This window comes from Streptomyces sp. cg40, from assembly GCF_050320165.1.
GTDB classification, from domain to species: Bacteria; Actinomycetota; Actinomycetes; order Streptomycetales; family Streptomycetaceae; genus Streptomyces; species Streptomyces hokutonensis.
Window position 1 is genome coordinate 407,114 of the sequence record NZ_CP190128.1, and the last position, 26,563, is coordinate 433,676.

Consider the following 26,563-nt stretch of genomic DNA (forward strand, 5'->3'; position numbering starts at 1 on the left):
TAGCAGGAGAGCCGCTCTCCTGGCACCACTTAAACCGGTTCCATGGGAGTAGGGTGGGCTCGTGTCATCGACTCCGCGCTTCCGCCAGGGCGCCGGGCGCCTCTGCCTGGACTTCATCCGCACCCTGCGCCACCGTGGCTCGCCCGACGCGGTGGAGGAACTCCCCGACGCCGGGGCCCTGTCGGCATGGGTGCGGCAGTGCGGCCCCTGCGCGACCGGAGGGGGTGGCGACGCGGCCCGGGCACGCGACCTGCGCGAGGCGGTCTACGTCCTGATCACCGCGGCCCAGGCCGGCCGGCTGCCCGACGCGCGCTCGATCGCCCTCGTCAACCAGGCCGCCGCACACCCCGTCCCGGTACCGCGCCTGACCGGCGCGGGGCGGCTCGACTGGCGGGCCGAGGACCCCGTCCGGGCCACTCTCGCCCTCGTCGCCCGTGACGCCCTGGATCTCGCGACCTCCCCGTCACTCACCCGCGTCCGCGACTGCGCGGGTCCGGCCTGCGGCGCCCTGTTCCTCGACGACTCACGCCCCGGGAACCGCCGTTGGTGCTCCATGGGCACGTGCGGAAACCGTGCCAAGAAGGAGACCCTGCGCGGCCGGACGGCCTGACCGGCGCGGTGGAGAGGATTTGTTCACCTCTCCGCAACCGCCTTTGGGATCCACCTACTTAAAGTGTGGATCCCTCCCGGAACGGATCACCCATGAACCTCATGACACGACACGGCGTACGCAGGATCGTGCCCCTGCTGCTCGGCTGGGAGGAACTCCCCAAGTCCGTCTCCGTGCTCGGCGCCCCGTACGAGGAACGGCTGCGTGAACCTGTACCGGCGGTACTCCTGGAGTGCGACGGCGGCTGGCTGCTGCTCGACACCGGCTTCAACACCGCGCTGATCCGGGACCCGGCCCTGCGCCGCCGCTTCTACGGCTCCCCCAACTACCGGCCGATCCTGCCAGGTCCGGGCGAGCCGCTGGAGGAGGCCCTCGACGCGGCCGGCATCGCGATGGACGCGATCCACGCGGTGGCCGTCAGCCATCTGCACGCCGATCACGCGGGCGGACTCAAGCACTTCGCGGGCCGGGTGCCGGTGCACGTACAGCGCGAGGAGCTGGCCTACGGCCTGTCCGGGCAGCCGGAGGTCGAGCGCCACTCCATCTTCCGCGTCGACTTCGACGACCCGCGCATCGACTGGCGACAGGCCGAGGGGGACACCGAGATCGCCCCTGGCGTGACCGCCGTACTGACCGCCGGGCACACCCCCGGACATCAGAGCTTCGTCGTCGACCTCGCGGACGGCGGCGGTTTCGTGTTCGCCTTCGACGCGGCGGACCTCACCGAGAACATCGAGCACGAGCGGCCGATCGGGGCCTCGATCGGTGTCGACCCGGAGAGCACGGTGGAGCCCATCCGCCGGCTCAAGCGCATCGCCGCCGAACGCGGCTACGAACTCGTTCCCGGTCACGACCCCGCGGTCTGGCCCGAGTTGATCCGCCGCCGGGGCGCGCCGGGCGCGTAACCGGCACTGGCCGGATCACGCCCACAGCCCGGTTCACACGCCTTTAACACCCGGGACACGAGAGGGACTCTGTGGCCCCTGAACATGTTATTGGATCCAATCTTGACACTTTGAGATCCATTATCCGAGGATCGGTGCCCAAGGAGGCCCACATGCCGGACCAGTCAGCTGGATCGTCCTCACCCGGCTCCACCCCGTCGACGGCGTCGCGCCGCACCATGCTCCGGGGCGCGGGACTCCTCGGAGTGGGCGTCGGCTTCGGGCTCCCCGCCCTGCTCAGCGCCTGCGGCGCGGCGGCCGACGACGCGAAGGGGAGCAGCAAGGGCGGCACGCTGACCCTCGCCATCGACGCGACGAGCGCGGTCAACGACCCGTCGTTCTACACCTCGTTGGGCGACTGGATGGCCGTCGACTGCATCTGCCGGGGCCTGACCTTCATCTCCTTCGAGACCAACGAGCCCACCCCCGACCTGGCCAAGAGCTGGACGATCTCCGACGACCAGCTCACCTACACCTTCGCGCTGCGCGAGGGCGTCAAGTTCCACGACGGCACCACGCTCACCTCGGCCGACGTACTGGCCAGCCTGGGGCGGCAGTTCGACGAGAAGGACAAGACGCTCCCCAAGGGCGCCACCCGCCCGCTGTCCGACCTCGGCGCGAACGTCGCCTCGCTGACCGCCCCGGACGACCTGACCGTCAAGATGGTCCTGAAGAAGCCGGACCGGACCACCCTCGGCCAGCTGTCCGACATCGGCGGCCGCATTATCTCCAAGGCCGCACTGAAGAAGTACGGCGCGGACATCGGCAAGCACCTCGTCGGCACCGGCCCGTTCGCCTTCTCCGCCGCCACCTCCGGTCAGTCCATCACCCTCACGGCCTTCGACGACTTCCGCCTCGGCAGACCCCCCGTCGACCGGCTGGTGCTGCGCCAGGTCCAGGACCCGTCGACGATCGTCAGTTCGCTGCTCAGCGGCGACATCTCGGCCACCCAGTTCACCCCGTACTCGGCCGCCGCGCAGCTGCGCAAGGACGACTCGGTGACGGTCTACAAGACGCCGTACAACGCCAACGCGATCCTGATGATCGACGCCCGCCGGGTCCCCGAGCTCAAGGTCCGCCAGGCCATCAACCTCGCCATCGACCGCAAGGCCATCCTCGACCAGGCCTTCTACGGCGTCGGCGCGCTCCCCGGGGGCTACGCCATCCCGCCCGCGCAGAGCGGCTACGACACCAGCCTCGCCGACCTCAGCACGCAGGACACGGCGAAGGCCAAGAAGCTCGTCGCCGAGGCCGGTGCGGGTGGCCGGCGGATCCGGCTCATGGCGGCCAGCGACTCCTGGCACCCGAAGGCCGCGCAGATCGTCGCCCAGAACCTCACCGACGTCGGCTTCAAGGTGGTCACCACCTCCGTCGACCCGGCCACCTATTTCACCCGGCTCCTCGACGGCAAGGACGACTACCACGACCTGATGATCTGGGAGCGCAACACCTACGTCCCGGACGCCAACGACATGGTCGGCGCCATGGCCAGCCCCACCGGTCTCTACGGCGCGACCATCACCGGCATGGACACGCTCAAGGACACCGCCTCGCTCGCCGCGGACCTGGAGACGGCCAAGAACCTCCCCCTCGGCGCGCAGCGCACGGCCGCCTACACGAAGATCCAGCGCCGCTGGGCCGAGGACTACATGGTCCTGTCGATGCTGGCCTGCTTCGCCAACCTGGTGGTCAGCGGCTCGCACGTGAAGCACATGAACACGGCGGCGCTCGCCAACCACCGGTGTTACATGGAGAAGGCCAGTGTCTGACACCACGACGGCTCCACCACCCGTGGCGACCGTACGGCCCCCTTCGTCGCCCTTCACCGGGCGGAGCGTCCTCGCCGTATGGCGTCGGCGTCGGTTGGCACGGTCCTGGCCGGCCGTGCTGTCGTGGCTGGTGCTGATCGTCCTGGTGCTGGTGGCCGTCGTGGGGCCGCTGCTGGTCCAGGCGGACCCGCTGCGTCAGACCTCCTCGGCGCTGCTGCCCATGGGCTCGTCCGGGCATCTGTTCGGCACGGACGACCTGGGCCGTGACGAGTTGGCCCGACTGGTGCACGGCGCACGGCCGTTGCTGCTGGTGGCGTTCGCGGCGACCACGCTGGCAGCGGTCGTGGGAACCGGCATCGGACTCGTCGCCGGATACGCGGGCGGTGTCGTCGAGCAGATCCTGATGCGGATCGTCGACCTCGCCCTCGCCTTCCCCTCCATCCTGCTCGTCATCCTCCTCGTGGCGGCCGCGGGACCGGGCACGCTGAGTCTGGTCTTCGGCATCGGGGTGTCCCTCGCGCCCGGTCTGGCCCGGCTGGCCCGTGCCCTGACCGCGCGCGAGGCGGCCCATGACTACGTCGTCGCCGCCAAGCTGGGCGGCACCCGCACCTCGCGCATCCTCGCCCGCGAACTCCTCCCCAACATCGCCGGACCGATGCTCGCCCAGGTCGTCATGACGCTGTCGATCGCGGCGGGCTTCGCCGCCGGCCTCTCCTACCTCGGCCTCGGCATCCAACCGCCGCAGCCCGACTGGGGCTACATGGTCCAGGCGGGACAGGAGTTCCTCTACACGGCACCCCGACTGGTCGTGCTGCCCGCGACGTTCACGCTGCTGTTCGTCGTCGCCTGCAACTTCGTGGGCGACGACCTGCGCGACGCGCTCGATGTGAAGGGGCCCGCGTGACGACCGCACTGCTCCCCCTCCGCAGGCCCAAGTGGGCAGCGGGACCAACCCTGTTGGTCCTACGACGCCTCGCGGTCATCCCCGTCGTGCTGTTCGCGCTGGCCAGCCTGGTGTTCCTGGCGATGCGACTGCTGCCCGGCTCACCGGCGACCTCGCTCGCGGCCGGCGGCAACAACCTCTCCGCCACCGAACTCGCCGCCAACGAGGAGCGCGTCAACAAGGCCCTCGGCCTCGACCGCCCCCTCATAGCCCAATACGGCACCTTCCTCAACGACTTGGTGCACCTGCGGCTCGGCACCTCGTTCTACGGCTCCAACAGCGTCCTGGGTCTGCTGGGCGACGCGCTGCCCGCCACCATCGAGCTGACGCTCGCGGCGATGACGATCGCGGTGCTGCTCGGTGTCGTCACCGGGGTCATCGCGGCGCTACGCAAAGGGAGTTGGGTCGACCACGCGACCCGGGCCGTCGCCACGGTGAGCTTCTCGCTGCCGTGGTTCGCGCTCGGGGTGCTCGGCATCGTCGTGTTCGGCGTGTGGCTGCGCTGGCTCCCGGTCCTCGGCCGGCTGCCCAGCTCGCTGGACTACAACCCGACCACCAACTTCGTTCTCCTGGACGCGATTCTGCAGAACCGCCCCGAGCTGGTGTGGCCCTGGATCCAGCATCTGATCCTGCCCGCCGTCACGTTGGCGCTGTCGATGGCCGGGTTCATCACCCGCATCGTGCGCGCCTCGGTGCTGGAGGTCCTCGACGACGACTTCGTCAGGACCGCGCGGATGAAGGGCCTGAGCGAGGGCGTGGTGATCCGCCACCACGTGCTGCGCAACTCGTGGCTGCCCATCGTGACCGTCCTGGGGCTCCAGTTCGGGTCGCTGCTGGGTGGTTCGGTGATCACCGAGACGGTCTTCTCGTATGCCGGTGTCGGCCGCCTGCTCGTGCAGGGCGTCCTGCAACGGGACTACCCGGTCGTGCAGGGCGCCGCGCTCGCCATCGCGCTCCTCTTCACCCTGGTCAACCACGCGGTGGACGTGCTCTACACGGTCCTCGATCCGCGGCTACGGAAAGGATGACCCGCATGGACATCGTGCTCGTCCACGGTGCCGGCGGACGGCCGACGACCTGGTCGGCCGTCCAGCCCCTGCTGGCCGCCCGCGGTCACCGGCTGTTCGTCGTCACCAACCCGATGACCTCGTTGGAGGACGACATCGCCAACACGGCGGCCGTGCTGGCGGAGACGACGGGCCCGGTGCTGCTCGCCGGGCACTCCTACGGCGGCGCGGTCATCAGCAACGTCGGGCGCGATCCGAGGGTCAAGGGGCTTGTGTACATAGCCGCGTTCGGGCCGGACGAGGGCGAGACGGTCAACGGGATCGTCGAACGGTACGAGGAGGCCGAGATCTCCAAGTACATGCGGCGCGGCCCGAACGGCGAGTGGAAGTCCGAGACGAGCGAGGCGTTCTGGGCGGAGATCGGTCCCGATCTCTCCCCCGAGCAGCGGGCCGTGGTGGAGGCCGAGGGACGCAAGGCGGAGAACCTCATCTTCACCCAGCCGACCGGCACACCGGCCTGGCGGACCCTGCCCAGTTGGTACCTGGTCGCCGACGACGACCGCACCCTGCGCCCGGAGATCCAGAACGACATGGCGGCCCGGATGAAGGCGACCGTCGAGCACGTTCCGGGCAGCCACTACACGACCCTGGTGTGGCCCGAGCGCGTGGCCGGCCTCATCCACACGGCGGCCGTGGCCGTGGGCGAGGGTTCATGACGTCCGCGCCCGTGCTCGAAGTACGCGACCTGCGTGTCCAGTTCGACGTGCCGGCGGGTCGGCTGCCCGCGGTGGACGGCGTCGACCTGACCCTCCGGCAGGGCGAAGTCCTGGCGCTGGTGGGCGAGTCGGGGTCGGGGAAGTCCGCCCTGTCGATGAGCCTGGTCGGGCTGAACCGCGGTCCGCGCACCCATATCAGCGGCGAGGCGGTCTTCAAGGGCCGTGACCTCGTCGCCGCGTCGGAACGGGAGTTGCGCGGGGTGCGCGGCAAGGACATCGCGGTCGTCTTCCAGGACGCGCTGGCCGCGCTCAACCCGCTGCACCGGGCAGGCGCCCAGGTCTCCGAGATGATCCGCGCGCACCGGGACGTGACGCGGAGTCAGGCGACGGACCGGGCGGTGGAGTTGCTCGGCGAGGTCGGCATCGCGGGCCCGGACCGCACCGCACGCGCCTACCCCCACCAGCTCTCCGGGGGCATGCGCCAACGCGTGATGATCGCGATGGGCCTGGCCAACGATCCGGCGGTACTCATCGCCGACGAACCCACCACCGCCCTCGACGTCACGATCCAGGCCCAGGTGCTGGCCGTCCTCAAACGCGTCCAGCGCGACCACGGGACCTCCGTCCTGCTGATCACCCATGACCTGGGCGTCGTGGCCGAGGTCGCGGACCGGGTGGCGGTGATGTACGCGGGCCGGATCGTGGAGCAGGGACTGCGCGAGGAGGTGCTGTTCCATCCTCAACACCCCTACACGATGGGCTTGTTGGGCTCCGTCCCGCCGATCGACGGTCCTGTCGTACGACGGCTGCCGACCATCGCGGGCAGTCCGCTGACCGGAGTGGATCGGCCGGCCGGCTGCGCGTTCGCGCCGCGCTGCCCCTTCGTCCACGACGCGTGTGCCGAGCGGCCGGTGCTGCGGCAGCGGCACGGCGACGACGGGCATCTCGACGCGTGTCTGCTGCCCTCCCCCGCCCGTGCCACGGCCCGTACCCAGGGAGGCCTCGCATGACCGCCGCGCTGATCCAGGCCCGCGAGCTGCGGGTCGAGTACCCGGGCCGGGCGGGCGGCCGGGTCAGAGCGCTGCGGGACGTCGACCTCGACATCCTCCAGGGCGAGACCCTCGGCCTGGTCGGCGAGTCGGGCTGCGGCAAGTCGACGCTCGGGCGGGCCCTGTTGCGGGTGATCGAGCCCGCCTCGGGCCGCATCGAGTTCGACGGCACCGACCTCACCCGGCTGCGCGGGCGCCAACTGCGCCGTACCCGGGCCGAGTTGCAGATGGTCTTCCAGGATCCCTTCGGTTCGCTGAATCCGCGCCGGAGGATCGCCGACATCGTCGCCGAACCCTTGTTGCGGGCACGCGGCGCCACCCGTGCGGAGGCCACGAAGACGGTGGCCGAGCTGCTCGACCTGGTCGGGCTGGGCGCGGAGGCCGGCGGGCGCAGGCCGCACGAGTTCTCCGGTGGTCAGCGCCAACGCATCGGCATCGCACGGGCGTTGGCCTCGTCACCGCAGTTCGTGGTGGCCGACGAGGCGGTCTCGGCGCTGGACGTGTCGATCCAGGCGCAGGTGCTGAACCTGCTTTCCGATCTGGTCCGCGACCGGGGCCTGACGATGCTGTTCATCTCGCACGACCTGGGCGTCGTCCGGCACATCGCCGACCGGATCGCGGTCATGTACCTCGGCCAGATCATCGAGATCGCCTCCCGCGACGCCTTCTTCGCCGCCCCCGCGCACCCCTACAGCCGCGCGCTGCTGTCGTCCGTGCCGGTGCTGCGTCCCGGTGAGAAGCGTGAACAGGAGGTGCTGGAGGGCGAGTTGCCCGATCCGGCGAATCCGCCCGAGGGCTGTCTGTTCCGCACCCGGTGTCCGATCGCCACGGAGCAGTGCCGGATCAGTGCGCCCGAGCTGCGCGAGATCGCGCCGGGCCGCAGTGTGCGCTGCCATCTCCCCCTGGTCCCCACCGAGTAGCGAGTAAGGACGAACCGCCTTGATCATCGACGCGTACAACACCACCCAGGACGTCCGCGGCCGTTCCGACTACCTCACCGGCGCCCGCAAGGGCCAGGCCCCGCCGCCGTACACACCCTTCGAGCCGCGCCGCATCCTCGACCGGATGGACGCGGCCGGGGTGGACATGGCCATGGTGTGCTCGCTCGCGCAGCGCATCGAGAACGACTTCATCGCCTCGTTGGTGGCCGCGTACCCGGACCGGTTCTTCGGCTTCGGGCAGGTGATGCCGCAGGCCGACGACGCGCTGGACGAGATCGACCGGATGGCCGACGCGGGTCTGGTCGGGCTGAAGCTGCATCCTAGTCTGCACGGCTATCACGTCGCCGACCACGGCCTGCTGGACCCGGTCTTCGAGGCGTGCGAGCGACGCGGACTGCTGGTGCTGATCAACGCTCTCGACGACGCCTTCTGCGCGCCGCTCGCGATCGAGGAGATCGCGCGGGACCACCCCCAAGTGCCCACGATCATCGCTCACATGGGGGCGGTGTGGAACGTGCCGGAGGCGATCATCGTGGCCGAGCGGCAGCCGCATGTGTACCTGGAGACTTCGGCGACCTTGATGAGCGATGTGAAGCGCGCCTACGCGCGGCTCGGGCCGGAGAAGATCCTGATGGGCAGCGAGTGGCCCGGCTCCGACTTCGACCTGGAGCGCATGAAGATCGCCAAGGCGGTCGAGGACGAGAAGGACCGGGCGCTGGTCGAAGGCGGCAACATGGCCCGGCTCCTGGGGCTGACGGTATGAGCGCCACGAACGTGCGGCCCGTCGCCGTACCGCCGTCGATGAGCGAGGACGATGTCGAACTCCTCGCCACCGCACAGCACTTGCTGGCCCGGGTGTGGCGGTCGGGCCGTCACGAGGTCGCGACCGCGCTGCGCACGGCGGACGGCCGGGTGCACACCGGGGTCCATGTGGAGGGTTCCTGCCGGCGGAGCTCGATCTGTGCCGAGGGAGTGGCCATGGGCACCGCCCGGGGCGCGCTTCCCGGCGGTGCGGAGTTGAGCGTCACGTCGGTGGTGTCGGTGCAGATCAAACCGGCGGGCTGGTTCCGGATCATCGCTCCGTGCGGGGTGTGCCGCGAGCTGATCAGCGACTACTGCCCGGACGCGACCGTGTGGGTCACCACGGTCGAGGGGGACGAGCCCGTCCCGCTGCGCGCCCTGGATCTGCTGCCCGAGAAGAGCCGACGCCGATGGTGAACGCCGTCGATCCCGAGAAGAGTCCACGCCGATGACGAACGCCGTCGGCCCCGAGGAGAGGAGAGCCATGTCGTCCGTCTTCGTCACCGGTCCGTCCGGTCGGACCGTCCCCACCGGGCTCGACGTCCCCGAACTCGCCGCGCAGTTGGGCGGATCCGGGACGCCAGTGCTGTGGGAGGAGCTGACCTGGCCGGAGGCCGAGTCCACGGCCGCGGTCCAGGACGCCGTCATCATCCCCGTGGGCGCCACCGAACAGCACGGCCCCCATCTCCCCCTCGCCGTGGACACCCGAATCTGCGAGGCGGTCGCCCTCGGTGTCTCCGCGCTGACCGGCGTGCCCGTCGTACCGCCGCTGAGCTTCGGCGTGTCGGCGTCCCACGGCGACTTCGCGGGGACGGTGGCACTGCGGCCCGAGACGATGATCGCCGTCGTCGAGGACGTCATCGACTCGCTCTACGCCTCTGGAGTACGGCAGTTCGTGCTGCTCAACGGGCACATCTGGAACAACGGCGCGCTGGATGTGTCGGCCGAGAAGCTGAGGGTCCGTCACCGGGACGCGCGGGTGCGGGCGTTGGGGTACGTGACGATGTACCCGGGGCCCGAGGTGGACGGACACGTCACCTACGGGCGGGCGTTGATGCACGCCAACTTCTTCGAGACGTCCGTGATGCTGCATCTTGCGCCGGAGTTGGTGCGGATGGAGCGGGCCACCTCCCATGTCGACGTCGACTCGTTCTGGGACTACCGCATGGACCAGGTCAGCGAGACCGGGGTGTGGGGCCGGGACGTGGCCGACGCGAACCCCAAGCACGGCGAGGCGGAGTTCGACCGCTGCGTCCTGACCACAGCCCGGGCGGTGTCCACGGCGGTCCGTGAACCGTGGCCCGACCCCACTCACCGTCCCGGACGCCAGGCGTGAAGGAGAACACCGTGGACCCCAGCATCGTGATCCCCCGGCTGCCGGACTGCGAGCCCATGCTCATCGGCGGCGAGTGGACCACCGGCACCGCGACGGAGCGGATATCGGTGCTTGATCCCGCGACGCGCGAACAGCTCACCACGGTCGCCCAGGCGGGCCCGGCCGAGGTGTCGGCGGCGGTCGAGGCCGCCAACGCGGCGCACCGGGACCGGCGTTGGCGCGGGCTGCCGCCCCGGCGGCGCCGTGACGTCCTGCTGCGCCTCGCCGACCTGGTGGAACGCGACGCCGAGCAACTGGCGGTGCTGGACACCCTGGACAACGGCAAGGCGATCGAACGCGCCCGCGGCGATGTGGAGTTGGGGCTCCAGGCCATCCGTCACTTCGCGGGCACACCGACCCGGCTGGAGGGCACCGTGCACGCGGCAGGCCCCGACCGGCATGTGTACAGCGTCCGTGAACCGGTGGGCGTGGTGGCGGCCGTACTGCCGTGGAACTTCCCCTTCATGATCGCGGCCTGGAAGCTCGCCCCGGCCCTGGCCGCCGGTTGCACGGTCGTCGTCAAGCCGGCCGAGCAGACCCCGCTCACCGCGCTGCGGCTGGCGGCGCTCTGCCTGGAGGCGGGAGTGCCCGAGGGCGTGGTCAACGTGCTGACCGGTGACGGCCGTACGGGTGCGGAACTGGTCGCCCATCCCGGCGTGGCCAAGGTGTCCTTCACCGGGTCGACGGAGGTCGGGCGGCACATCATGGCCGCGGCGGCGCCGTCGTTGAAGCGGCTCACGCTCGAACTGGGCGGCAAGTCCCCCAACATCGTCTTCGCGGACGCCGATCTCGACGCTGCCGTACCGAACGCCGTGCGCGCGGTGTTCGGGCACTCCGGGCAGATGTGCACGGCGGGCAGCAGGCTGCTGGTGGAGCGCGGAATCGTGAAGGAGTTCCTGGACCGGCTGGTGCCGGCCGTGGAGGCACTGCGGATCGGCCCGGGCCTGACGGGCGGCATCAACATCGGTCCGCTGGTCTCGCAGGAGCAGTACGACCGCGTCACCGGCTATGTCGCACTGGGCCGCGCCGAGGGCGCCGAGGTGGCCGTGGGCGGTGAACAGTTGCCCGGGCCGGGGTGGTTCGTACCGCCGACGGTGTTCACCGAGGTGACCCCCGGCATGCGGATCGCCCGGGAGGAGATCTTCGGCCCGGTCGCCACGATCCTGCCCTTCGACACCGAGGAGGAGGCGATCGCGCTGGCCAACGACAGCGAGTACGGGCTCGCCGCCGGGGTGTGGACCGGCAGCCTGGCCCGCGCCCATCGCACCGCCGCCGCACTGGAGGCGGGGACCGTGTGGGTCAACACGTACAACGAGTTCGACCCCGCCGTGGCCTTCGGCGGGATGAAGCAGTCCGGCCTCGGCAGGGACCTCGGCGACTCCGCCGTCGACGGGTTCACCGAGCTCAAGAGCGTGACGATCGCCCTGTGAGCGCGCCCGTGACGGCCGGTACGGCCGCTTCGCCCCCGAGTCCCCCGCCCCCACGCACCCTGAACGTCGCGGCCGAACGCGCCCGTACGCCGGGCTCGTTCACCGGTCACCACTTCAACGCGGCCGGTGCGGCCCTGCTCGCCAACGGCACCGTCGAGGCGGTCATCGACCACCTCCGCGCGGAGAGTCTGTCCGGCGGCTACGAGGCCGCGAAGCACGCCGCTCCCGCCCTGGAGGCCGTCTACGCGCGTACGGCAGAACTCCTCGGCGCCCGGTTGGAGGAGGTCGCCCTCGTCGAGAGCGCGACGGCCGGCTGGCAGCGGGCCGTTTCGGCGCTCCGACTGCGCCCCGGCGACCGGGTGTTGGCGGCCCGCTCCAGTTATGTCAGCAGCGCGCTGCACCTGCTGTCGGCCGAACGCGACCACGGTGTCCAGGTCGAGCTGCTGCCCAACGGCCCCGACGGGGCAGTGGACTTGGAAGCCCTGGAGGCGGCGCTGCGGGCCGGGCCCGCGGCGCTGGTGACGGCCGCCCATGTGCCGACCTCCTCGGGACTGGTCGAACCCGTCGCCGCGATCGGCGCGTTGGCCAGTGCCCACGGTGTGCCGTTCCTCCTGGACGCGACCCAGTCGCTCGGCCAGTTGCCGGTGGACATGGGTGCCATCGGCTGCGACCTGCTCATCGGCACCGGCCGCAAGTTCCTGCGCGGCCCGCGCGGCACCGGGCTGCTCGCGGTCCGGCGCCCGCTCCTGGACCGGCTCGCCCCCGAGGCACCCGATGTCCGGGGCGCCGTATGGACCGCCGAGCGCACCTGGGAACTGGTGCCGGACGCCAAGCGCTTCGAACTCTGGGAAGCCGCGCACGCCCTGCGTCTCGGCCTCGGCGCCGCGCTGACCGACCTCGCCTCACTCGGCGTGGACACCGTCGCCCGACACCTGGCCGCCCTCGCCGCCTCGCTGCGGGAACGCCTCTCCGCGCTGCCGGGCGTCCACATCACCGACCCGCCGGCCGCGGGCGGCGCCATCGTCACCTTCGTGGTCGACGGACTGGACGCCTCGGACGTCCAACGCCAACTCGCCTACCGCCGCGTCCACTTGATCGCCGTACCGGCGGGACACGGCCGCTGGGACATGGACCACCGGGGCCTGACCAAGGTGGTCCGGGCGTCCGTCCACGTCTACAACGACGAGGACGATCTGGACGCCCTGGTGGAGGCGGTACGCGAGATCGTCTGCTTGCAGGGGCGCGGTACGGGGTCCCGTGCGGGGCGGCCGGAGCGGGGGGTGGGATACGCGGGGCGGGGCAACGCGCGGACTGAGACAGGGGACGCACCGCGGGGAAGCGCGGGGCTGGAGACGGGAGAGGCACCGCGGGATATCGCGGGGCCGGAGACAGGAAAGGCACCGCGGGATATCGCGAAGCCCGAGTCGAGAGAGGCACCGCGGGAAATCGGGGAACCGGAGGCCGATGCCGCGCCGCCCGGCCCGCCGGCCTCGACACTTCGGGCCACACCCCCGGGGCCGGGCCCGCAGGGTCCGGCAGCGGACGTCGACACGTCAGTGCCCACACCGTCGCCGGACCGAGCGCCGGGCAACGGCCCGACGACGGCTGCGCCCGCAGCCACACGAGTCACGGGCCACAGTGCCGGCACCAGCACCGCACTAGCCACCACATCCCCCGCCACACCCGCCACACCCGCACTCACGAATGCGCCGGACCGGATACCGGGCAACAGCGGCGCAGCGCCCGCACCATCGCCTGCGCCCCGGGCCGCACCCAGCCCCCACCACACCCACGACGCGATCGTCGTCGGCCTCGGCGTCCACGGCAGTGCCGCCCTACGCCACCTGGCCGCACGCGGACTCGATGTTCTCGGGCTCGAACAGTACGGCCTGGGGCACGACTTGGGCTCCTCGCACGGGGAGACCCGGATGATCCGCCGCGCCTACCCGCACCCCGACTGGGACGCCCTGGTCGACACCGCCTACCAAGCGTGGACGGAGCTGGAGGGCGCCTCGAAGGCCCAACTGCTCGACATCACCGGCGGGTTGTACGCGGCACCACTGGACCGCCCGGATCCGTTGCGCGGCCCGGGCTGCCGACAGATCGACGGCGAGGAGGCGGCTCGGATCTTTCCCGGACTGCGGCTGCCGGTCGGATTCTCGGCGGTGCACGATCCACGCGCCGGAATCATCGACGCGCAGGAGACGCTCCGCGCCCAACTGACCCTGGCCGAACGGTCCGGAGCGCACATCCACGACCACGCCCGCGTCCTCGGCTGGGAACCGGACGGCGACAAGGTGGTGGTCCGTACCGGCAGGGCCGTTCTGCGCGCCCGGCGCCTGGTCCTGTGCACCGGTCCTTGGACGGCAATCCAAGTCCCGTCCCTGGCACCGCATCTGACGGTCACTCGGATCGTGAACGCCTACTTGGCCGCCGACCCGATGGGCCCGCTCGGCCCCTCCGGCCTGGGCAGCTTCTCCGTCGATCTGCCGCAGGGCCTGCTGTACGGCTTTCCGGCGACCGACGGCCGCGGACTCAAGGCGGGGCTGGACAGCGGCCCGACCTGGGACCCGCGGGCCCCTCGCCCCCGCGCCACCGCCGAGGAACTCGCCCTGCTCGCCGAGGCGGTGGCACAGGTACTGCCCGGTGCCGGGCCGGTGACGGAGAGCCTGACGTGCCTCTACACCATGACCGCCGACCGCCGCTTCGTGGTCGGCGAACTGCCTGGCGTGCCACAGGTGTTGCTGGGCTCGGCGTGTTCGGGGCACGGGTTCAAGTTCGGACCGGCGATCGGCGAGGCGCTGGCCGACCTGGTGTGCGGGATCGCCCGCCCGGACCTGGACTTCCTGTCGCCGGCCCGGCTCTTCCCCGGCGGAACCTCGTGAGGCGGCGCCGTCGGGTCCGCTCAGCCGTGGAACACCGTCTGGGACCGGCGCTCGTACCAGGCCGTCAGATGCTCCCCGGAACTGATGACGTGCTCGCGCATCAGCGCATCCGCCCGGTCGGCGTCGTGCGCGGCCAACGCCTCGATCACGGCGTCGTGTTCACGGATGTTCAGCTGCCGGTGGCGTTCGTCGCCGGCGAGGGCGAGCGAGGAGACGTTGCGCGGGAAGCTCTCGTTGATCCGGTCGATCATCCGGGTCAGCCAGGGGTTGTCGGCCGCTTCGCAGATGACCGTGTGGAAGCAGTCGTTCGCCGCCGTCGTCGCGCTGCTGCCGCCCCCCGTCCCCTCACCGGCGGCACGGGCCACCGCCTCGCGCAGGACGGCGTTGTGCTCGCGCAGCGCGGCGAGCCCGCGCTCCGTGATGCGGGAGGCGGCGCGCCGGGCGGCCATGCCCTCCAGCTCGGCGCGCACCTCGTACGCCTGCCGCACCTCCCAGGGCGCGGGCACCCGGACCACCGCACCGCGGTTCGGCTGCATCTCGATCAGTCCGCCGTTCTGGAGCTGGCGCAGCGCCTCGCGCACCGGTGTGCGGCTGACCCCGAACTCGGTGGCCAGCGCCGCCTGGCGCAGCGGTTTGCCGATCGCCAGCTCGCCGTTCATGATCCGCGCGCGGATACGGGCCGCGATGTCGTCGACGAGGGGCTCGTCGTCAGTCTGGGGGGTCATGGGAGTCGGTCAAACCCTTCTCGGGGGCGGTCGGGGGGTGCGCGGTGGTGGAGCAGTTTCCCACGCGGCCCGGGGCGTCCACAGCCACACATTTTTGGATCCACTTCCATGATATCCGCATCCAATAGGAGGGCCGCATGAATCTGGACTTCGCCGAGGCGATCGACGTGTCCGTCCCCATCCACCCCGGCATGCTGCACTGGGGCCGGCGGCCCGAGGTGGAGATCGTCGAGTCCCGCACCGCGGGCGATCCCTCCAATGTGAGCCGCTGGCGCATCGGCGCCCACACCGGCACCCACATCGACGCCCCGGCCCACTTCATCGACGGCGGCAAGACCGTCGACCGGCTCGACCTGTCCGCCCTCAACGGCACCGCCCGTGTCCTCGATCTGACCCACGTCGAGGAGCAGATCACCGCCGCCGACCTCGACGCGGCGGGCCTCGGCACCGAGGAACGCGTGCTGCTGCGCACCAGCAACTCGGAAGGCGTCCTGCGCAGCCCGTGGAAGGCCCGGCAGTGGGTCGGCCTGGCCCCGGACGGAGCGGAACGGCTCATCGAGGCCGGCGTACGCACCGCGGGCATCGACTACCTGAGCATCGAGGCGGTCGCCTACACCACCCACTGGGAGACCCACCAACTCCTTTGCGCGGCCGAGGTGTTGATCCTGGAAGTGGTGGATCTGCTGCACACACCGGCGGGGGTCTACGACATGATCTCCCTCCCCCTGCCTCTCCAGGGCGCCGAGGCTGCTCCGTCCCGAACCGTGCTGTTCCCGAGGGACGAGGCGTGACAACCGAGCTGATCCTCGCCGCGCCGCACCCGGCGGCACTGACGGCCGCCCGGCGTGCGGCCGAACGCGGCGGCAACGCCGTGGACGCGGCGCTGGCGGCAGCCGCCGCGCTCACCGTCGTCTACCCCCACCAGTGTTCCCTGGGCGGCGACTTGATCGCCCTCGTCCACGCGCCCGGCGGCTCGGTGCGCGCGGTGATCTCGGTGGGAGCCGCCGCACAAGCCGTGGACGTCGACGCGTTGCGCGCGGCCGACGAGCGGATGCCCGCGCAGGGCCCGCATACGGTGACGGTGCCCGGCGTGGTGGCGGGCTGGGCCGCGCTCGCCGAGACCTATGGCGCACCCGGCGCCCTGTCCGCCGCGCTGCGGGATGCCGCCGAACTCGCCGAGGACGGGGCCACCGTCTCGGCGGGTCTGGCGCGCGCCATCCGCGAGCGGGCCCCGCAGATCGCGGCGGACCCCGGGCTCACCGCACTGCTGACCGGCCCCGAGGACGCGCCGCTCGACGAGGGCGACCCGCTCCCCCAACCCCGGCTGGCCGCCGTACTGCGCACGCTCGCCGATGACCCGTCGTCCTTCTACCGGGGCGCGGTCGCCGAGGCACTGGCCAAGGGACTGCACCGGGCGGGGAGTTCCCTCACCGCAGATGATCTCGCGGCCCATCAGGCGGCAGCCGTAGAGCCGTTGACGCTGGACCTGTCCGGTACGCGGTGGTGGACCGCGCCGCCGCCCAGCCAGGGCGCGAGCCTGCTCGCCGTACTGGACACCGCCGCTTCGGTGGCGAAGCTGCCCGAACCGGAGCGCACCGGTGTGCTGGCCGCCCGGTGCCAAGACGCCTCCGCCGCACGGGACTTGCTGCTGGGTGATCCGCTTGGCCCCTCGCCCGTCGACCTGGACGGGCTGCTGCGCCCGGCTCCGCTCGCCGGTGCGCAACCGCCCGAGCCGCCCTTCCGGCCCGCCGGGGACACCGTCGCGATCACCGCCGTGGACGCGTCCGGACTGGCGGTCTCACTCATCCAAAGCGTGTACCAGACCTTCGGTTCCGGCATCTGCGACCCGGAGACGGGCATCGTGCTGCACAACCGCGGCTCGGCGTTCAGCCTGCTCCCCGGCCGTCCGGCGCTCATCGGACCCGGCCTGCGTCCCCCGCACACCCTCTGCCCGGTGCTCGGCCGGTCGGCCGACCTGCTGCTCGCGGCGGGCTGTCAGGGCGGCCGGGCGCAGCCGCAGATCCTCGCCCAGACCGTCCCCGATCTGATGGACCCCTCCGCCGATCCGGCCGACGTACTGGACCGCCCGCGCTGGGTGATCGGCGCCCGCGACATCGGTCACGAGACACCGACCCTGCTGGCCGAACCCGGGTCCGTTCCAGCGGGCGCCTTCCCGTCGGCGGTTCCGGTCGTCGTGGCGCCGGGCCGTACCGATCTGGCCGGTCACACCCAGGCCGTACGGCTGTCCGCGGGCGGTCGGCTGGACGGCGCCTCCGATCCGCGCGCCGACGGTGGCACCACTTTGGAAGGAAGTTCCCTGTGAGCACGCTCGCCCCCGAACCCGTACCGTCCGACGCACCGCATCCGCTGGACCCGCTCACCGTCACCGAACTCGCCACCGCCGTAGGGGTGTTGAGGGGGGACACCCGGGTCCCCGACGACGCGCGGTTCTGGGGTGTGGCGCTGGACGAGGACCACGCCCGCCGTGCCGCGCCCGGAGACACCCGGCGGGCCCGCGCGGTGGTGTTCTCGCCCTCCGCCCGGCACGCCTTCGAGGTCGACCTCGAACTCGGCGACAAGCCGCAGACCACCGCCTGGCGGGAGTTGGACGTCCGCAGTCCTGGCTGCTCCTCGGAGGAGGCGCGGCAGGCCGCTGCCGCCTGCCGTGCCGACCCGCGCTTCCGGGAGGCGCTCGCGCTGCGCGGTATCCACGACGTGTCGCTGGTGATGGTGGACCCGGAGTCGATCGGCGGCTTCGAACCGCCCGAGTACGCGGGCCGCCGGCTGACCTGGGGCAGCGTCTGGCACCGCACCGACGAGGACGACAACGGTTACGCGCGCCCGGTGCAGGGGGTCGTGCCGATCATCGACATGGAGACGATGGAGGTCCTGCACATCGAGGACCATGGGGTGGTGCCGTTGTCGGAGGAGTCCGGCGTGTTCTCGGCCGGGACGGTGGCCGAGCGGCCGGGGCTGAAGGCGCTGGAGGTCGTCCAGCCGGACGGGCCGAGTTTCACCGTCACGGGGCAGCGGATCGACTGGCAGGGGTGGTCGGTGCGCGTCGGCTTCAGCCATCGCGAGGGGCTGGTGCTGCACGATCTCGCCTTCGCCGCTGCCGGGAAGGGGCCTCGGCAGGTGATCCGGCGTGCGGCCGTCAACGAGATGTACGTACCGTACTTCGACACCGCGTCCACCCAGTACCGCAAGAACTTCTTCGACTGGGGCGAGTACGGCGCGGGCCCGCTCACCAACTCCCTTGCCCTGGGCTGCGACTGCCTCGGTGTCATCCAGTACTTCGACGCGGCCGTGCTCGGCGGCGACGGCGTGCCCCGGCTCATCCCCAACGCCGTATGTGTGCACGAGGAGGACGACGGCATCCTCTGGAAGCACCACGACGGCCGCACGGGCCGTACGGAGGTGCGCCGTTCGCGCCGACTGATCATCTCGGCGTTCGCGACCGTCGCCAACTACGACTACGGCTTCTACTGGTCGCTGTACCAGGACGGTTCGGTGATGCTGGAGATCAAGATGACCGGCATCCTCTCCGCCACCGGCGTGGAGGAGGACGAGGCGACGCCGTACGCGCGCCGGGTCGCGCCGAACGTCGCGGTCACCAACCACCAGCACTTCTTCAGCGTCCGCCTGGACATGGCGGTGGACGGCGGTCCCAACCGGCTCGTCGAGGTCACCGCCGAGCACGAGCCCGACCCGGTCCTCGACCCGTACGGCAACGCGGCCCGGACCGTACTGCGGCCGATCCTCAGCGAGTCGGAGGGCGCCCGGCGCACCGACCCGTCGCGCGCGCTGCACTGGCGGGTGGAGAGCACCGAGACCCGCAACCGGATGGGCGAACCGACCGCGTACCGCGTGCACTTGGAGAACACGGCGGTGCTGCCGGTGCGCGAGGACAGCGTGTGCGCCCGCCGAGCACCGTTCGTGGGACGGCAGTTGTGGGCGACGGCCTACGACGCTCAGCGGCGGTTCGTCGGCGGCGAGTACCCGAATCAGGCAGAGCCCGGCGCGGACGGGGTCCACAAGTGGCAAGAGGAGAACCGGTCGTTGGACGGCACGGACCTCGTGCTGTGGGCCACGGTCGGCTCGCACCACTTCCCGCGCCCCGAGGAGTGGCCGGTGATGCCGGTGGCGAAGGCACGGCTGCGCCTGGAGCCCGACGGCTTCTTCGACCGCAACCCGGCCCTGGACGTGCCCGCCCCCGTCTCCTGCCACACGCCGAGCCCCTCGGCCCCGGACCACTGCTGCGGCTGACCGCGCCCCCTCCCCCTCATCAGAAAGGCGTCCCATGCGCGAGGAAGAGAACACCCGGCTCACCCGGACCGGGCCCGGCACCCCGGCCGGTGAGTGGATGCGCCGCTACTGGCAGCCCATCGCCCTCAGCGAGGAACTCGACGGCGTACGGCCGCTGGTGGCGCCCAAGGTGATGGGCCAGGACCTCGTCCTGTTCCGCGACGAGGACGGCGAACTCGGTCTCGTCGACCGGGGCTGCCCGCACCGCGGCGCCGACCTGGCGCTCGGCCGGCTGGAGGACGGCGGGCTGCGCTGCTGCTTCCACGGCTGGCTGTTCGCCCGTGACGGCTCATGCCTCGACACACCGGCCGAGCCCGTCGACAGTCCGCTCAAGTCCCGGGTCCGGCTGAGCAGTTACCCGGTCCGCGAGATCAACGGGATCGTCTGGGGCTACCTCGGCCCCGGCGAACCGCCCCCACTCCCCGCCCTGGACTGCTTCCAGGCTCCCGCCGACCACGCCTTCGCCTGGAAAGGGCTGCTGGAGTGCAACTGGCTCCAGGCCCTGGAGGTCGGCATCGACCCCGCCCACGCCTCCTACCTCCACCGCTTCTTCCAGGACGAGGACCCCGCCGACAGCTACGGCAAACAGTTCCGCGCCGCCTCCCAGGGCACCGACCTCCCGATGACGAAGATCCTGCGCGAGTACGGCCGCCCCGACATCGACGCCGTCCGCACCCCGTACGGCATCCGCATCACCGCCCGGCGCACACTCGACGGAACGGACACGCGGGGTCTGCCGATGGACGGCAGCCGTACCCATGTCCGCATCACCCACCAGGTGTTCCCGCACGCCTTCCACATCCCGCTGGACGCGGAGACGGCGATCACCCAGTGGCATGTGCCGATCGACGACAACTCCAGTTACTGGTACGCCCTGTTCACCAGTGTCGGCGGCCCGGTGGACCAGGCGGAGATGCGCCGGCAGCGGGTCGGCGCGGTCACTCTGCCCGACTACCGGCCGCGCTTCGGCCGTGCGAACGGCTACGGCTACGACCCGGTCGAGCAGCGGACGACGACGTACACCGGGCTCGGCTTCGACATCAACGTGCACGACCAGTGGGCGGTGGAGGGGCAGGGGGCCGTGCAGGACCGTACCCGCGAGCATCTGGGCCGCTCCGACAAGGCCATCGTGATGTACCGCCGGATGCTCGGCGAGGCCATCGGCGCGGTCGAGCGCGGGGAGGATCCGCCGCTGGTGCTGCCCGCCGAGGAGGCCGGACGGCTGCACGGCCCGGTCGCCCTGGACGGGATCGGCCCGACCGAGGGCTGGCAGGAGCACTGGGCCGCCGTCACCGACAAGCAGCGCGCCGACAGCAGTTGGGCGCAGCCGCTGGGAACGGACGGCTGAGCCGCGTGGGATTCATCGAACGCCACGGCCTGTGGAACCCCGAACAGGCCGCCGCCGCACGGGAGATACTCGGCCGCGCCGAGAGCGGCGGGATGAACGTGGTGCGGCTGGTCTTCGCCGATCAGCACGGACTGCTGCGCGGCAAGACCGTCACCGTGGGCGAACTGCCCAATGTGCTGCGCGACGGCACCGGCATCGCCTCGTCCCTGCTCGCCAAGGACACCTCCGGGCGGACCGTCTTCCCCCTCTTCACCAAGGAGACGCCGCTCGGGCTGCCCGAACTGCGGGGCGCCGCCGACATGGTGATGGTGCCCGACCCGTCGACCTTCCGGATGCTGCCGTGGTCGCCGGGCACGGGCTGGCTGCTGTGCGACCTGCGCTTCACCTCCGGCACTCCGGTCCCGCTGTGCACGCGCGGGCTGCTGCGCTCGGTCCTCGACCAGGCCGACGGGCTGACCTACCGCACCGGCCTGGAGGTGGAGTTCCACCTCTTCCGGCTCGACGATCCGCGCCTGGGCCCCGGCGATCAGGGCCAGCCCGGAGCCGCGCCCGAGGTCGGGATGCTGAACCACGGCTACCAGTACCTCAGCGAGCTTCGCTACGACGAACTCGACCCGATCCTCGACGTCCTGCGCGCGAACATCGAGGGCCTGGGGCTGCCGTTGCGCAGCCTTGAGGTCGAATTCGGCCCCAGCCAGGTCGAGTTGACTCTCCAGCCCGCCGACGGCCTGGGCACGGCCGACGCGATGGTCCTGCTGCGCAGCGCCGTCAAACAGGTCGCCGCCCGCCACGGCCACCACGCCACCTTCATGTGCCGCCCTCATCTGCCCGGCGTGTTCTCCAGCGGCTGGCATCTGCACCAGAGCATGGTGCGGGACGGCGTGGGTGTCTTCGCGCCGGAAGGCGATGAACTCGCCGCGTCCGGGCCTCCGTTGTCGCCGTACGGGACCGCCTTTCTCGGTGGGCTGCTGCGGCACGCGCGGGCCACCAGCGCGTTCTCGACCCCGACTCTCAATGGTTTCAAGCGCTTTCGCTCACTGTCGCTGGCGCCGGACCGTGCGGTGTGGGGGCGGGACAATCGCGGGGCGATGGTGCGGGTGCTGGGTGACGGGCCCTCGTCCACCCGGCTGGAGAACCGGATCGGCGAGCCGGCCGCCAATCCCTACCTCTATCTCGCCTCCCAACTCGCCGCCGGGCTGGAGGGCGTGGCGGGCGGACTGGAACCGGGACCGGCCGCCGACGAGCCGTACGCGGCGCGCGCCGAAGCGCTTCCCCGCTCGCTGGGCGAGGCCCTGGACGCCCTGGAGTCCGACCGGATGCTCGCCGACCGGCTCGGCAAGGACTTCGTGGCGTACTACACGAGCATCAAGCGCGCCGAGATCGACCGCTTCGGCCAAGAGGTGACCGACTGGGAACAGCGGGAGTACTTCCGTGTCTTCTGACCTCGACTCCCCTCGCACGACGACCCGACGTCTCCTGGTCCGGCAGATCCGCTGGGTCGCCCATGACGTGGTGGAACTGCGCCTGACCCGGGCCGCCGGCGGCGCCCTGCCTGCGTGGGAGCCGGGAGCGCACGTGGAGTTGGCCCTGCCTTCGGGGCTGCGGCGCGCCTACTCGCTGTGCGGGGACATGACGGACGCGGAGGCGTGGACGGTCGCCGTGCATCGCGCGCCCGAGGGGCGAGGCGGTTCACAGGAGATCCATGAAACTGCCTTGGTGGGGAGGGAGTTGGAGGTGCGCGGGCCGGTCAACCGTTTTCCGCTGGTGCCCGCGGAGGGATACCTGCTGCTGGCCGGCGGCATCGGTGTCACCCCACTGCTGCCGATGGCCCGCGAACTCACTGCCCGTGGCCTTCCCTGGCGACTGGTCCTCGGTGCCCGGGACCGGTCCCGGCTCGTGTACGCCGAGGAGTTGGTGGCGCTGGGCGGAGAACGGGTGCTGCTCGTACCTCAGGACGAGGCGGGACTGCCGGACCTGGCCGCCGAACTCGCCGCCGTCCCGCCCGCGTACGCCGTCTACGCCTGTGGCCCGCAGCCGATGCTCGACGCGGTGACGGCGCTGTGCCGGACACCGGAGTCCGCGCGGGTGCTTCACCTGGAGCGCTTCACCACTGCCGACCAACTCGGTTCATCTGCCGGGGAGTTCGAGGTGGTGTTGAGCCGTTCGGGGCTGCGGCTGACCGTGCCCGCCGACCGTTCCGTGCTGGACGTCGTACGGGAGAAGCTCCCGGACATCCCCTACTCCTGCGAGGAGGGCTACTGCGGAAGTTGCGAGACGGCGGTCCTGGCCGGACTCCCGGACCACCGCGACACGGTGATCGAGCCGTCCGAACGTCCCAGCGCCACCACGATGATGATCTGCGTGAGCCGCTGCGACTCCCCGGAGTTGGAGCTGGACCTCTAACTGCCGCCCTTCGCAAGGCGGTTGAGGAGAGCACGGGGTCGGTACGGGATGACCTCGTCCAGGGAGATGGCGGTGCTGGTGCGGTCGACTCCGTCGATGGCGAGGATCGCCTTGGTGACGCGCATGATCGGTGGGCCGACGCCGGCGGGCGGTTCGCCACCGGCCACGACGGGGTTGATCCAGCAGCTGTTCAACGCGGGCAGTTTCGTGGGTCCCACGGTCGCCGCGTGGCTGGCCACCCCCACCGGCGGCTGGCACTCCACCTGGTGGATCACCTGCGCCTGCGCGGCCCTCGGTGCCGTCCCCAGCCTCCGCCTGCGCAGTGTGGCCGCAGTCGAATCCGCACCGCCCGCTACGGCAAAGGCCTTTCGCTGACGCGGTCGTGGAGATCGGTGCGGAGGGAATCGTCGTCGGGCAGGCCGAGTTCGTCGGTGAGGGCCAGGGCTCGGGTCCAGACCTCGTGGGCGGCGGCGGGCTGGCCGGCGCTGTGGTGGGTGTCGCCGAGGCAGAGCAGACAGGCGGCCTCGCTGCGGCGTTCGCCGGTGGCGCGGAACAGGGCCGCCGCCTCCCGGTAGCGGTCGACGGCCTGTTGGTGGCGGCCGAGTCCGTGGTGGATGTAGCCGAGGCTGTCGGAGATGTGGGCCTGTCCGTCCACGTCGCCGGTCTCACGGGCGAGTTCGAGTGCCTGCTCGCAGTGCTTCAACGCGCTGTGGTGTGCGCCGAGTTGAGCCTCCATCCAGCCTATGTGGTTGAGCGCCGCGGCCTGGCCCGCCGGGTCGTCCGCCACCTGGTAGTGCTCCAGGCTCCGGTGGGCGTGTTCCAGCGCCAGTTCGGGGTCGCCCTGGGTTCCCGACATCCGCGAGAGATGCTGATGGGTACGGGCCTGCCCCGCGTCGTTGCCCAGCTCCGCGAAGAGTTCCAACGCCTGTAAGTAATGTGCCCGCGCCTGTTCCGGGTTCTTGAGCCGGTCCAGGGCCAGGCCCAGCCCGCGGTGGGCGCCCGCTCTTCCGACCAGGTCGCCGTCCCGTTCGGCCGCCGCGAGCGCGCTGTGGCCGGCGGTCAGCAGCGCCTCCCAGTGGCCGTGCCGGTCCAGGAAGGTGGTCAGCACGGTGACCAGTCGCCACACATGGCCGTCGAAGCCGGGCGGCGGCTGCCGCACGATCTCCAGCAGGACCGGGTGTTCGGCGACGAGCCAGGCCAGCGCTCTGCCGTAGTCCTCGGGCACCATCGGGTTCGCGCCCGCTCTGGGCGCCGCGGAGGCGACCGGGTTGGGCTGCGGGGTCACCAGGACGTCGGCCGCCCGTGCGGAGTGCAGGTAGTGGTCCATCATCCGGTGCAGGGCCGCCCGTCGTTCCCACTCGTCGTCGTACGCGGCCACCAACTCCCCTGCGTAGACGCGTAACAGGTCGTGGAACGCGTACCGTCCCGGAGCCTGCTCGACCAGCAGGTGCCCGCCGGTCAGTTCGGCGAGCAGTCCGCGGACGCGTTCCGGTGGGGCGCCGGCCAGGGCTGCTGCCGCGTGCCGCGAGAGGTCCGGGCCCGGGTGGAGTGCCAGCAGCCGGAACAGCCGGGCGGCGGCCGGGCTGAGCGCGCTGTAGGACCACGAGAACACGGCCCGTACCTGGCTGGCTTCCTCGCCGCCGTCGAGCGCGTCCAGCCGGCCGCCCGCCTCGCGGAGTTCCTCGGCGAGCGTGCCGAGCGGCCGTCGGGGCTGGGCGGCGGCGCGGGCCGACACGACCGCCAGGGCCAGCGGCAGTCCCGCGCACCAGGTGACGACGTCGGCGACGGCCTCCGGCTCGGCGGCCACCCGGCTCGTGCCCAGCCGTTCCGCGAGGACGTCCCGTGCCGCGTCCGGGGTCAGCGGGTCGACCGCGAGCAGGTGGGCGCCCTCGGTCGCGGCCAGCCCGGTCAGCCGGTTGCGGCTGGTCACCAGCGCCATGCAGCCGACCGCCCCCGGCAGCAGCGGGCGTACCTGTTCCTCGTCGCGGGCGTTGTCGAGCAGGACCAGTATCCGACGCCCCGTCAGCAGACTGCGGTACAGGCCGACTTGGGCCTCCAGTCCCGGCGGCACCCGGTCGGGCCGTACGCCCAGTGCGTCCAGGAACGCGCGGACCGCCTCGGTCGGGGGCATCACCGCGCTCTGGGGATCGAAGCCGCGCAGGTTGACGTACAACTGCCCGTCGGGGAAGGCACTTTCGGCCCGGCGGGCCCAGTGCACCGCGAGGGCGGTCTTGCCCACGCCCGCCATGCCCGAGACCGCCGAGATCACCACGGAGGCGAACTCGCCCTGTGCCGAGGCGAGGATCTCCTCCAGTCTGGTCAGTTCCTCGTCGCGGCCGGTGAATCCCCGTACGGCCATGGGGAGTTGGGCGGGGCGTTCGGTCGGCCGGGCCGCCTCGGCGGGTCTGGGGCGCTTGGCGGGGCCGGAGCGGTGGCCGCGCAGGATCGTCTGGTGCAGCTGGCGCAGTGCCGGTCCGGTGTCGGTGCCCAGTTCCTCCGCGAGGCGTTTGCGGAGGGCCGCGTAGCAGTCGAGGGCCTCCGCGCTGCGGCCGGTCTCGTGCAGGGCCCGCATCAGGGCCTCGGCGAGGGGTTCGGCGAGCGGGTACTCGCCGAGCAGGCCGGTCAGCGGGCCGATGACGGTCGCGGGATCGCTGTGGCCCAGTTCCGCGCGGGCCCAGCCGACGGCGGCGTCCTGGTGCTGGCGCCGCCAGGCCTCCCGCATCCGGGCCGCCCACTGCCCGCGCAGACCGGACAGCGGCTCCCCGCGCCACAGGTCCAGCGCCTCGCGCAGCAGCCGGGCCCGCTCGGTGTCGGCCGGGCCCGCGGTGCGTGCCTGGTCCACCAACTGCCGGAAGCGGTACACGTCCACCTGGTCCGGGCGGGCCTCCAGGAGGTAGCCGCCGGAGCGGCGCACCACGGACAACGGTTCCCGCGCGGTCTCCGCGGCCTGTTCGCACACCCGCCGGATCCGGGCGACATGGGCGTGCACGGCGCCGCGCGCCCCGTCCGGCGCGCGCGTGCCCCAGACCCGCTCCATGACCACGTCCGCCGCGACGGGCCGGCCGACGTCCACGGCCAACGCGGCCATCACGGTGCGGCGTTGGGGCGGGCCCACCTCCACCGCGCGCCCCGCCGCCGACAGTTCCACGGGTCCCAGCAACTGCACGTCCACCATGGTGTGCGCCACCCCCTGCACAAAGCCTCCTCCTTTCCTTCACGGACTTGTATGCGGCGCGACAAGCCTTCGACAAGGTTTCCAGTCACACACCGGTGCGAATCTGCTGGGGAACGGACGGGGCACCGACCGTGTCC

At 71.7% G+C, this 26,563-nt stretch carries 23 protein-coding genes; 20 read left to right on the forward strand and 3 right to left on the reverse strand.

Annotation, left to right across the window (positions count from 1 at the left end; all coding sequences use genetic code 11):
• Positions 1-61: 61 nt before the first annotated feature.
• The 13 genes from ACQHII_RS01685 to solA all read left to right on the forward strand — a co-directional run bounded on the left by ACQHII_RS01685 (position 62) and on the right by solA (position 14,470).
• The gene (locus ACQHII_RS01685) at positions 62-610 is read left to right on the forward strand and encodes a CGNR zinc finger domain-containing protein (RefSeq protein WP_427917467.1); all 549 of its coding nucleotides are present in this window, start codon (positions 62-64) and stop codon (positions 608-610) included.
• Between the two features lie 92 nt (positions 611-702).
• A complete protein-coding gene (locus ACQHII_RS01690; protein WP_427917468.1) occupies positions 703-1,515 on the forward strand; it encodes an N-acyl homoserine lactonase family protein in 813 nt (270 codons plus the stop codon).
• A 152-nt stretch (positions 1,516-1,667) separates the two neighbouring features.
• On the forward strand, positions 1,668-3,323 hold the full coding sequence (locus tag ACQHII_RS01695) for an ABC transporter substrate-binding protein (RefSeq protein WP_427917469.1): 1,656 nt from the start codon (positions 1,668-1,670) through the stop codon (positions 3,321-3,323).
• Entirely contained in the window at positions 3,316-4,227 is a 912-nt protein-coding gene (locus tag ACQHII_RS01700; RefSeq protein ID WP_427917470.1) for an ABC transporter permease, read from the forward strand. Before ACQHII_RS01695 ends, ACQHII_RS01700 begins: the two co-directional genes overlap by 8 nt.
• The gene (locus ACQHII_RS01705; protein WP_427917471.1) at positions 4,224-5,294 is read left to right on the forward strand and encodes an ABC transporter permease; all 1,071 of its coding nucleotides are present in this window, start codon (positions 4,224-4,226) and stop codon (positions 5,292-5,294) included. Before ACQHII_RS01700 ends, ACQHII_RS01705 begins: the two co-directional genes overlap by 4 nt.
• A 5-nt stretch (positions 5,295-5,299) precedes the next feature.
• A complete protein-coding gene (locus ACQHII_RS01710) occupies positions 5,300-5,989 on the forward strand; it encodes an alpha/beta hydrolase (RefSeq protein ID WP_427917472.1) in 690 nt (229 codons plus the stop codon).
• A complete protein-coding gene (locus tag ACQHII_RS01715; RefSeq protein ID WP_427917473.1) occupies positions 5,986-6,999 on the forward strand; it encodes an ABC transporter ATP-binding protein in 1,014 nt (337 codons plus the stop codon). The genes ACQHII_RS01710 and ACQHII_RS01715 overlap by 4 nt, the downstream gene beginning before the upstream one ends.
• Positions 6,996-7,958: an ABC transporter ATP-binding protein gene (locus tag ACQHII_RS01720; protein WP_427917474.1), complete on the forward strand. Its 963-nt coding sequence runs from the start codon at positions 6,996-6,998 to the stop codon at positions 7,956-7,958. The genes ACQHII_RS01715 and ACQHII_RS01720 overlap by 4 nt, the downstream gene beginning before the upstream one ends.
• Positions 7,959-7,977: 19 nt before the next feature.
• Positions 7,978-8,742 carry an amidohydrolase family protein gene (locus tag ACQHII_RS01725; RefSeq protein ID WP_427917475.1) on the forward strand — a complete coding sequence of 255 codons (765 nt, stop codon included), beginning with the start codon at positions 7,978-7,980 and terminating at the stop codon, positions 8,740-8,742.
• The gene (locus ACQHII_RS01730) at positions 8,739-9,197 is read left to right on the forward strand and encodes a cytidine deaminase (RefSeq protein ID WP_427917476.1); all 459 of its coding nucleotides are present in this window, start codon (positions 8,739-8,741) and stop codon (positions 9,195-9,197) included. Before ACQHII_RS01725 ends, ACQHII_RS01730 begins: the two co-directional genes overlap by 4 nt.
• Positions 9,198-9,264: 67 nt before the next feature.
• Positions 9,265-10,116, forward strand: coding sequence for a creatininase family protein (locus ACQHII_RS01735; RefSeq protein WP_019071635.1), 852 nt, complete (start codon positions 9,265-9,267; stop codon positions 10,114-10,116).
• An 11-nt stretch (positions 10,117-10,127) separates the two neighbouring features.
• Positions 10,128-11,585 (forward strand): aldehyde dehydrogenase family protein, encoded by a 1,458-nt coding sequence (locus ACQHII_RS01740; protein ID WP_427917477.1) that lies wholly within the window; start codon positions 10,128-10,130, stop codon positions 11,583-11,585.
• Positions 11,582-14,470, forward strand: coding sequence for an N-methyl-L-tryptophan oxidase (gene solA / locus ACQHII_RS01745; protein WP_427917478.1), 2,889 nt, complete (start codon positions 11,582-11,584; stop codon positions 14,468-14,470). The genes ACQHII_RS01740 and solA overlap by 4 nt, the downstream gene beginning before the upstream one ends.
• 20 nt (positions 14,471-14,490) lie before the next feature.
• Here the strand turns inward: solA and ACQHII_RS01750 are convergent, their stop codons facing one another.
• Positions 14,491-15,195: a GntR family transcriptional regulator gene (locus tag ACQHII_RS01750; protein ID WP_427917479.1), complete on the reverse strand. Its 705-nt coding sequence runs from the start codon at positions 15,193-15,195 to the stop codon at positions 14,491-14,493.
• A gap of 137 nt (positions 15,196-15,332) precedes the next feature.
• Between ACQHII_RS01750 and ACQHII_RS01755 the strand changes: the two genes are divergently transcribed.
• From ACQHII_RS01755 to ACQHII_RS01780, 6 genes are read left to right on the forward strand one after another with little or no spacing between them, the layout of a single operon-like run.
• Complete coding sequence (locus ACQHII_RS01755; protein WP_427917480.1) at positions 15,333-15,986, forward strand: cyclase family protein; 654 nt, start codon at positions 15,333-15,335, stop codon at positions 15,984-15,986.
• Entirely contained in the window at positions 15,983-17,518 is a 1,536-nt protein-coding gene (locus ACQHII_RS01760; RefSeq protein ID WP_427917481.1) for a gamma-glutamyltransferase, read from the forward strand. Before ACQHII_RS01755 ends, ACQHII_RS01760 begins: the two co-directional genes overlap by 4 nt.
• Complete coding sequence (locus ACQHII_RS01765; RefSeq protein WP_427917482.1) at positions 17,515-19,461, forward strand: primary-amine oxidase; 1,947 nt, start codon at positions 17,515-17,517, stop codon at positions 19,459-19,461. The genes ACQHII_RS01760 and ACQHII_RS01765 overlap by 4 nt, the downstream gene beginning before the upstream one ends.
• A gap of 34 nt (positions 19,462-19,495) precedes the next feature.
• On the forward strand, positions 19,496-20,848 hold the full coding sequence (locus tag ACQHII_RS01770) for a Rieske 2Fe-2S domain-containing protein (RefSeq protein WP_427917483.1): 1,353 nt from the start codon (positions 19,496-19,498) through the stop codon (positions 20,846-20,848).
• Positions 20,849-20,853: 5 nt separating this feature from the next.
• Entirely contained in the window at positions 20,854-22,290 is a 1,437-nt protein-coding gene (locus ACQHII_RS01775; protein ID WP_427917484.1) for a glutamine synthetase family protein, read from the forward strand.
• Complete coding sequence (locus ACQHII_RS01780) at positions 22,280-23,251, forward strand: PDR/VanB family oxidoreductase (RefSeq protein ID WP_427917485.1); 972 nt, start codon at positions 22,280-22,282, stop codon at positions 23,249-23,251. Before ACQHII_RS01775 ends, ACQHII_RS01780 begins: the two co-directional genes overlap by 11 nt.
• On the opposite strand, the gene ACQHII_RS01785 is transcribed toward ACQHII_RS01780, so the two are convergent.
• Positions 23,248-23,376: a hypothetical protein gene (locus tag ACQHII_RS01785; RefSeq protein ID WP_427917486.1), complete on the reverse strand. Its 129-nt coding sequence runs from the start codon at positions 23,374-23,376 to the stop codon at positions 23,248-23,250. The two genes, ACQHII_RS01780 and ACQHII_RS01785, sit on opposite strands and share 4 nt — an antisense overlap.
• On the opposite strand from ACQHII_RS01785, the gene ACQHII_RS01790 reads away from it, so the two are divergent.
• Positions 23,366-23,626 (forward strand): hypothetical protein, encoded by a 261-nt coding sequence (locus tag ACQHII_RS01790; protein WP_427917487.1) that lies wholly within the window; start codon positions 23,366-23,368, stop codon positions 23,624-23,626. The two genes, ACQHII_RS01785 and ACQHII_RS01790, sit on opposite strands and share 11 nt — an antisense overlap.
• Here ACQHII_RS01790 and ACQHII_RS01795 read toward each other — a convergent pair.
• A complete protein-coding gene (locus tag ACQHII_RS01795; RefSeq protein ID WP_427917488.1) occupies positions 23,604-26,447 on the reverse strand; it encodes an AfsR/SARP family transcriptional regulator in 2,844 nt (947 codons plus the stop codon). The two genes, ACQHII_RS01790 and ACQHII_RS01795, sit on opposite strands and share 23 nt — an antisense overlap.
• Positions 26,448-26,563: the final 116 nt, after the last annotated feature.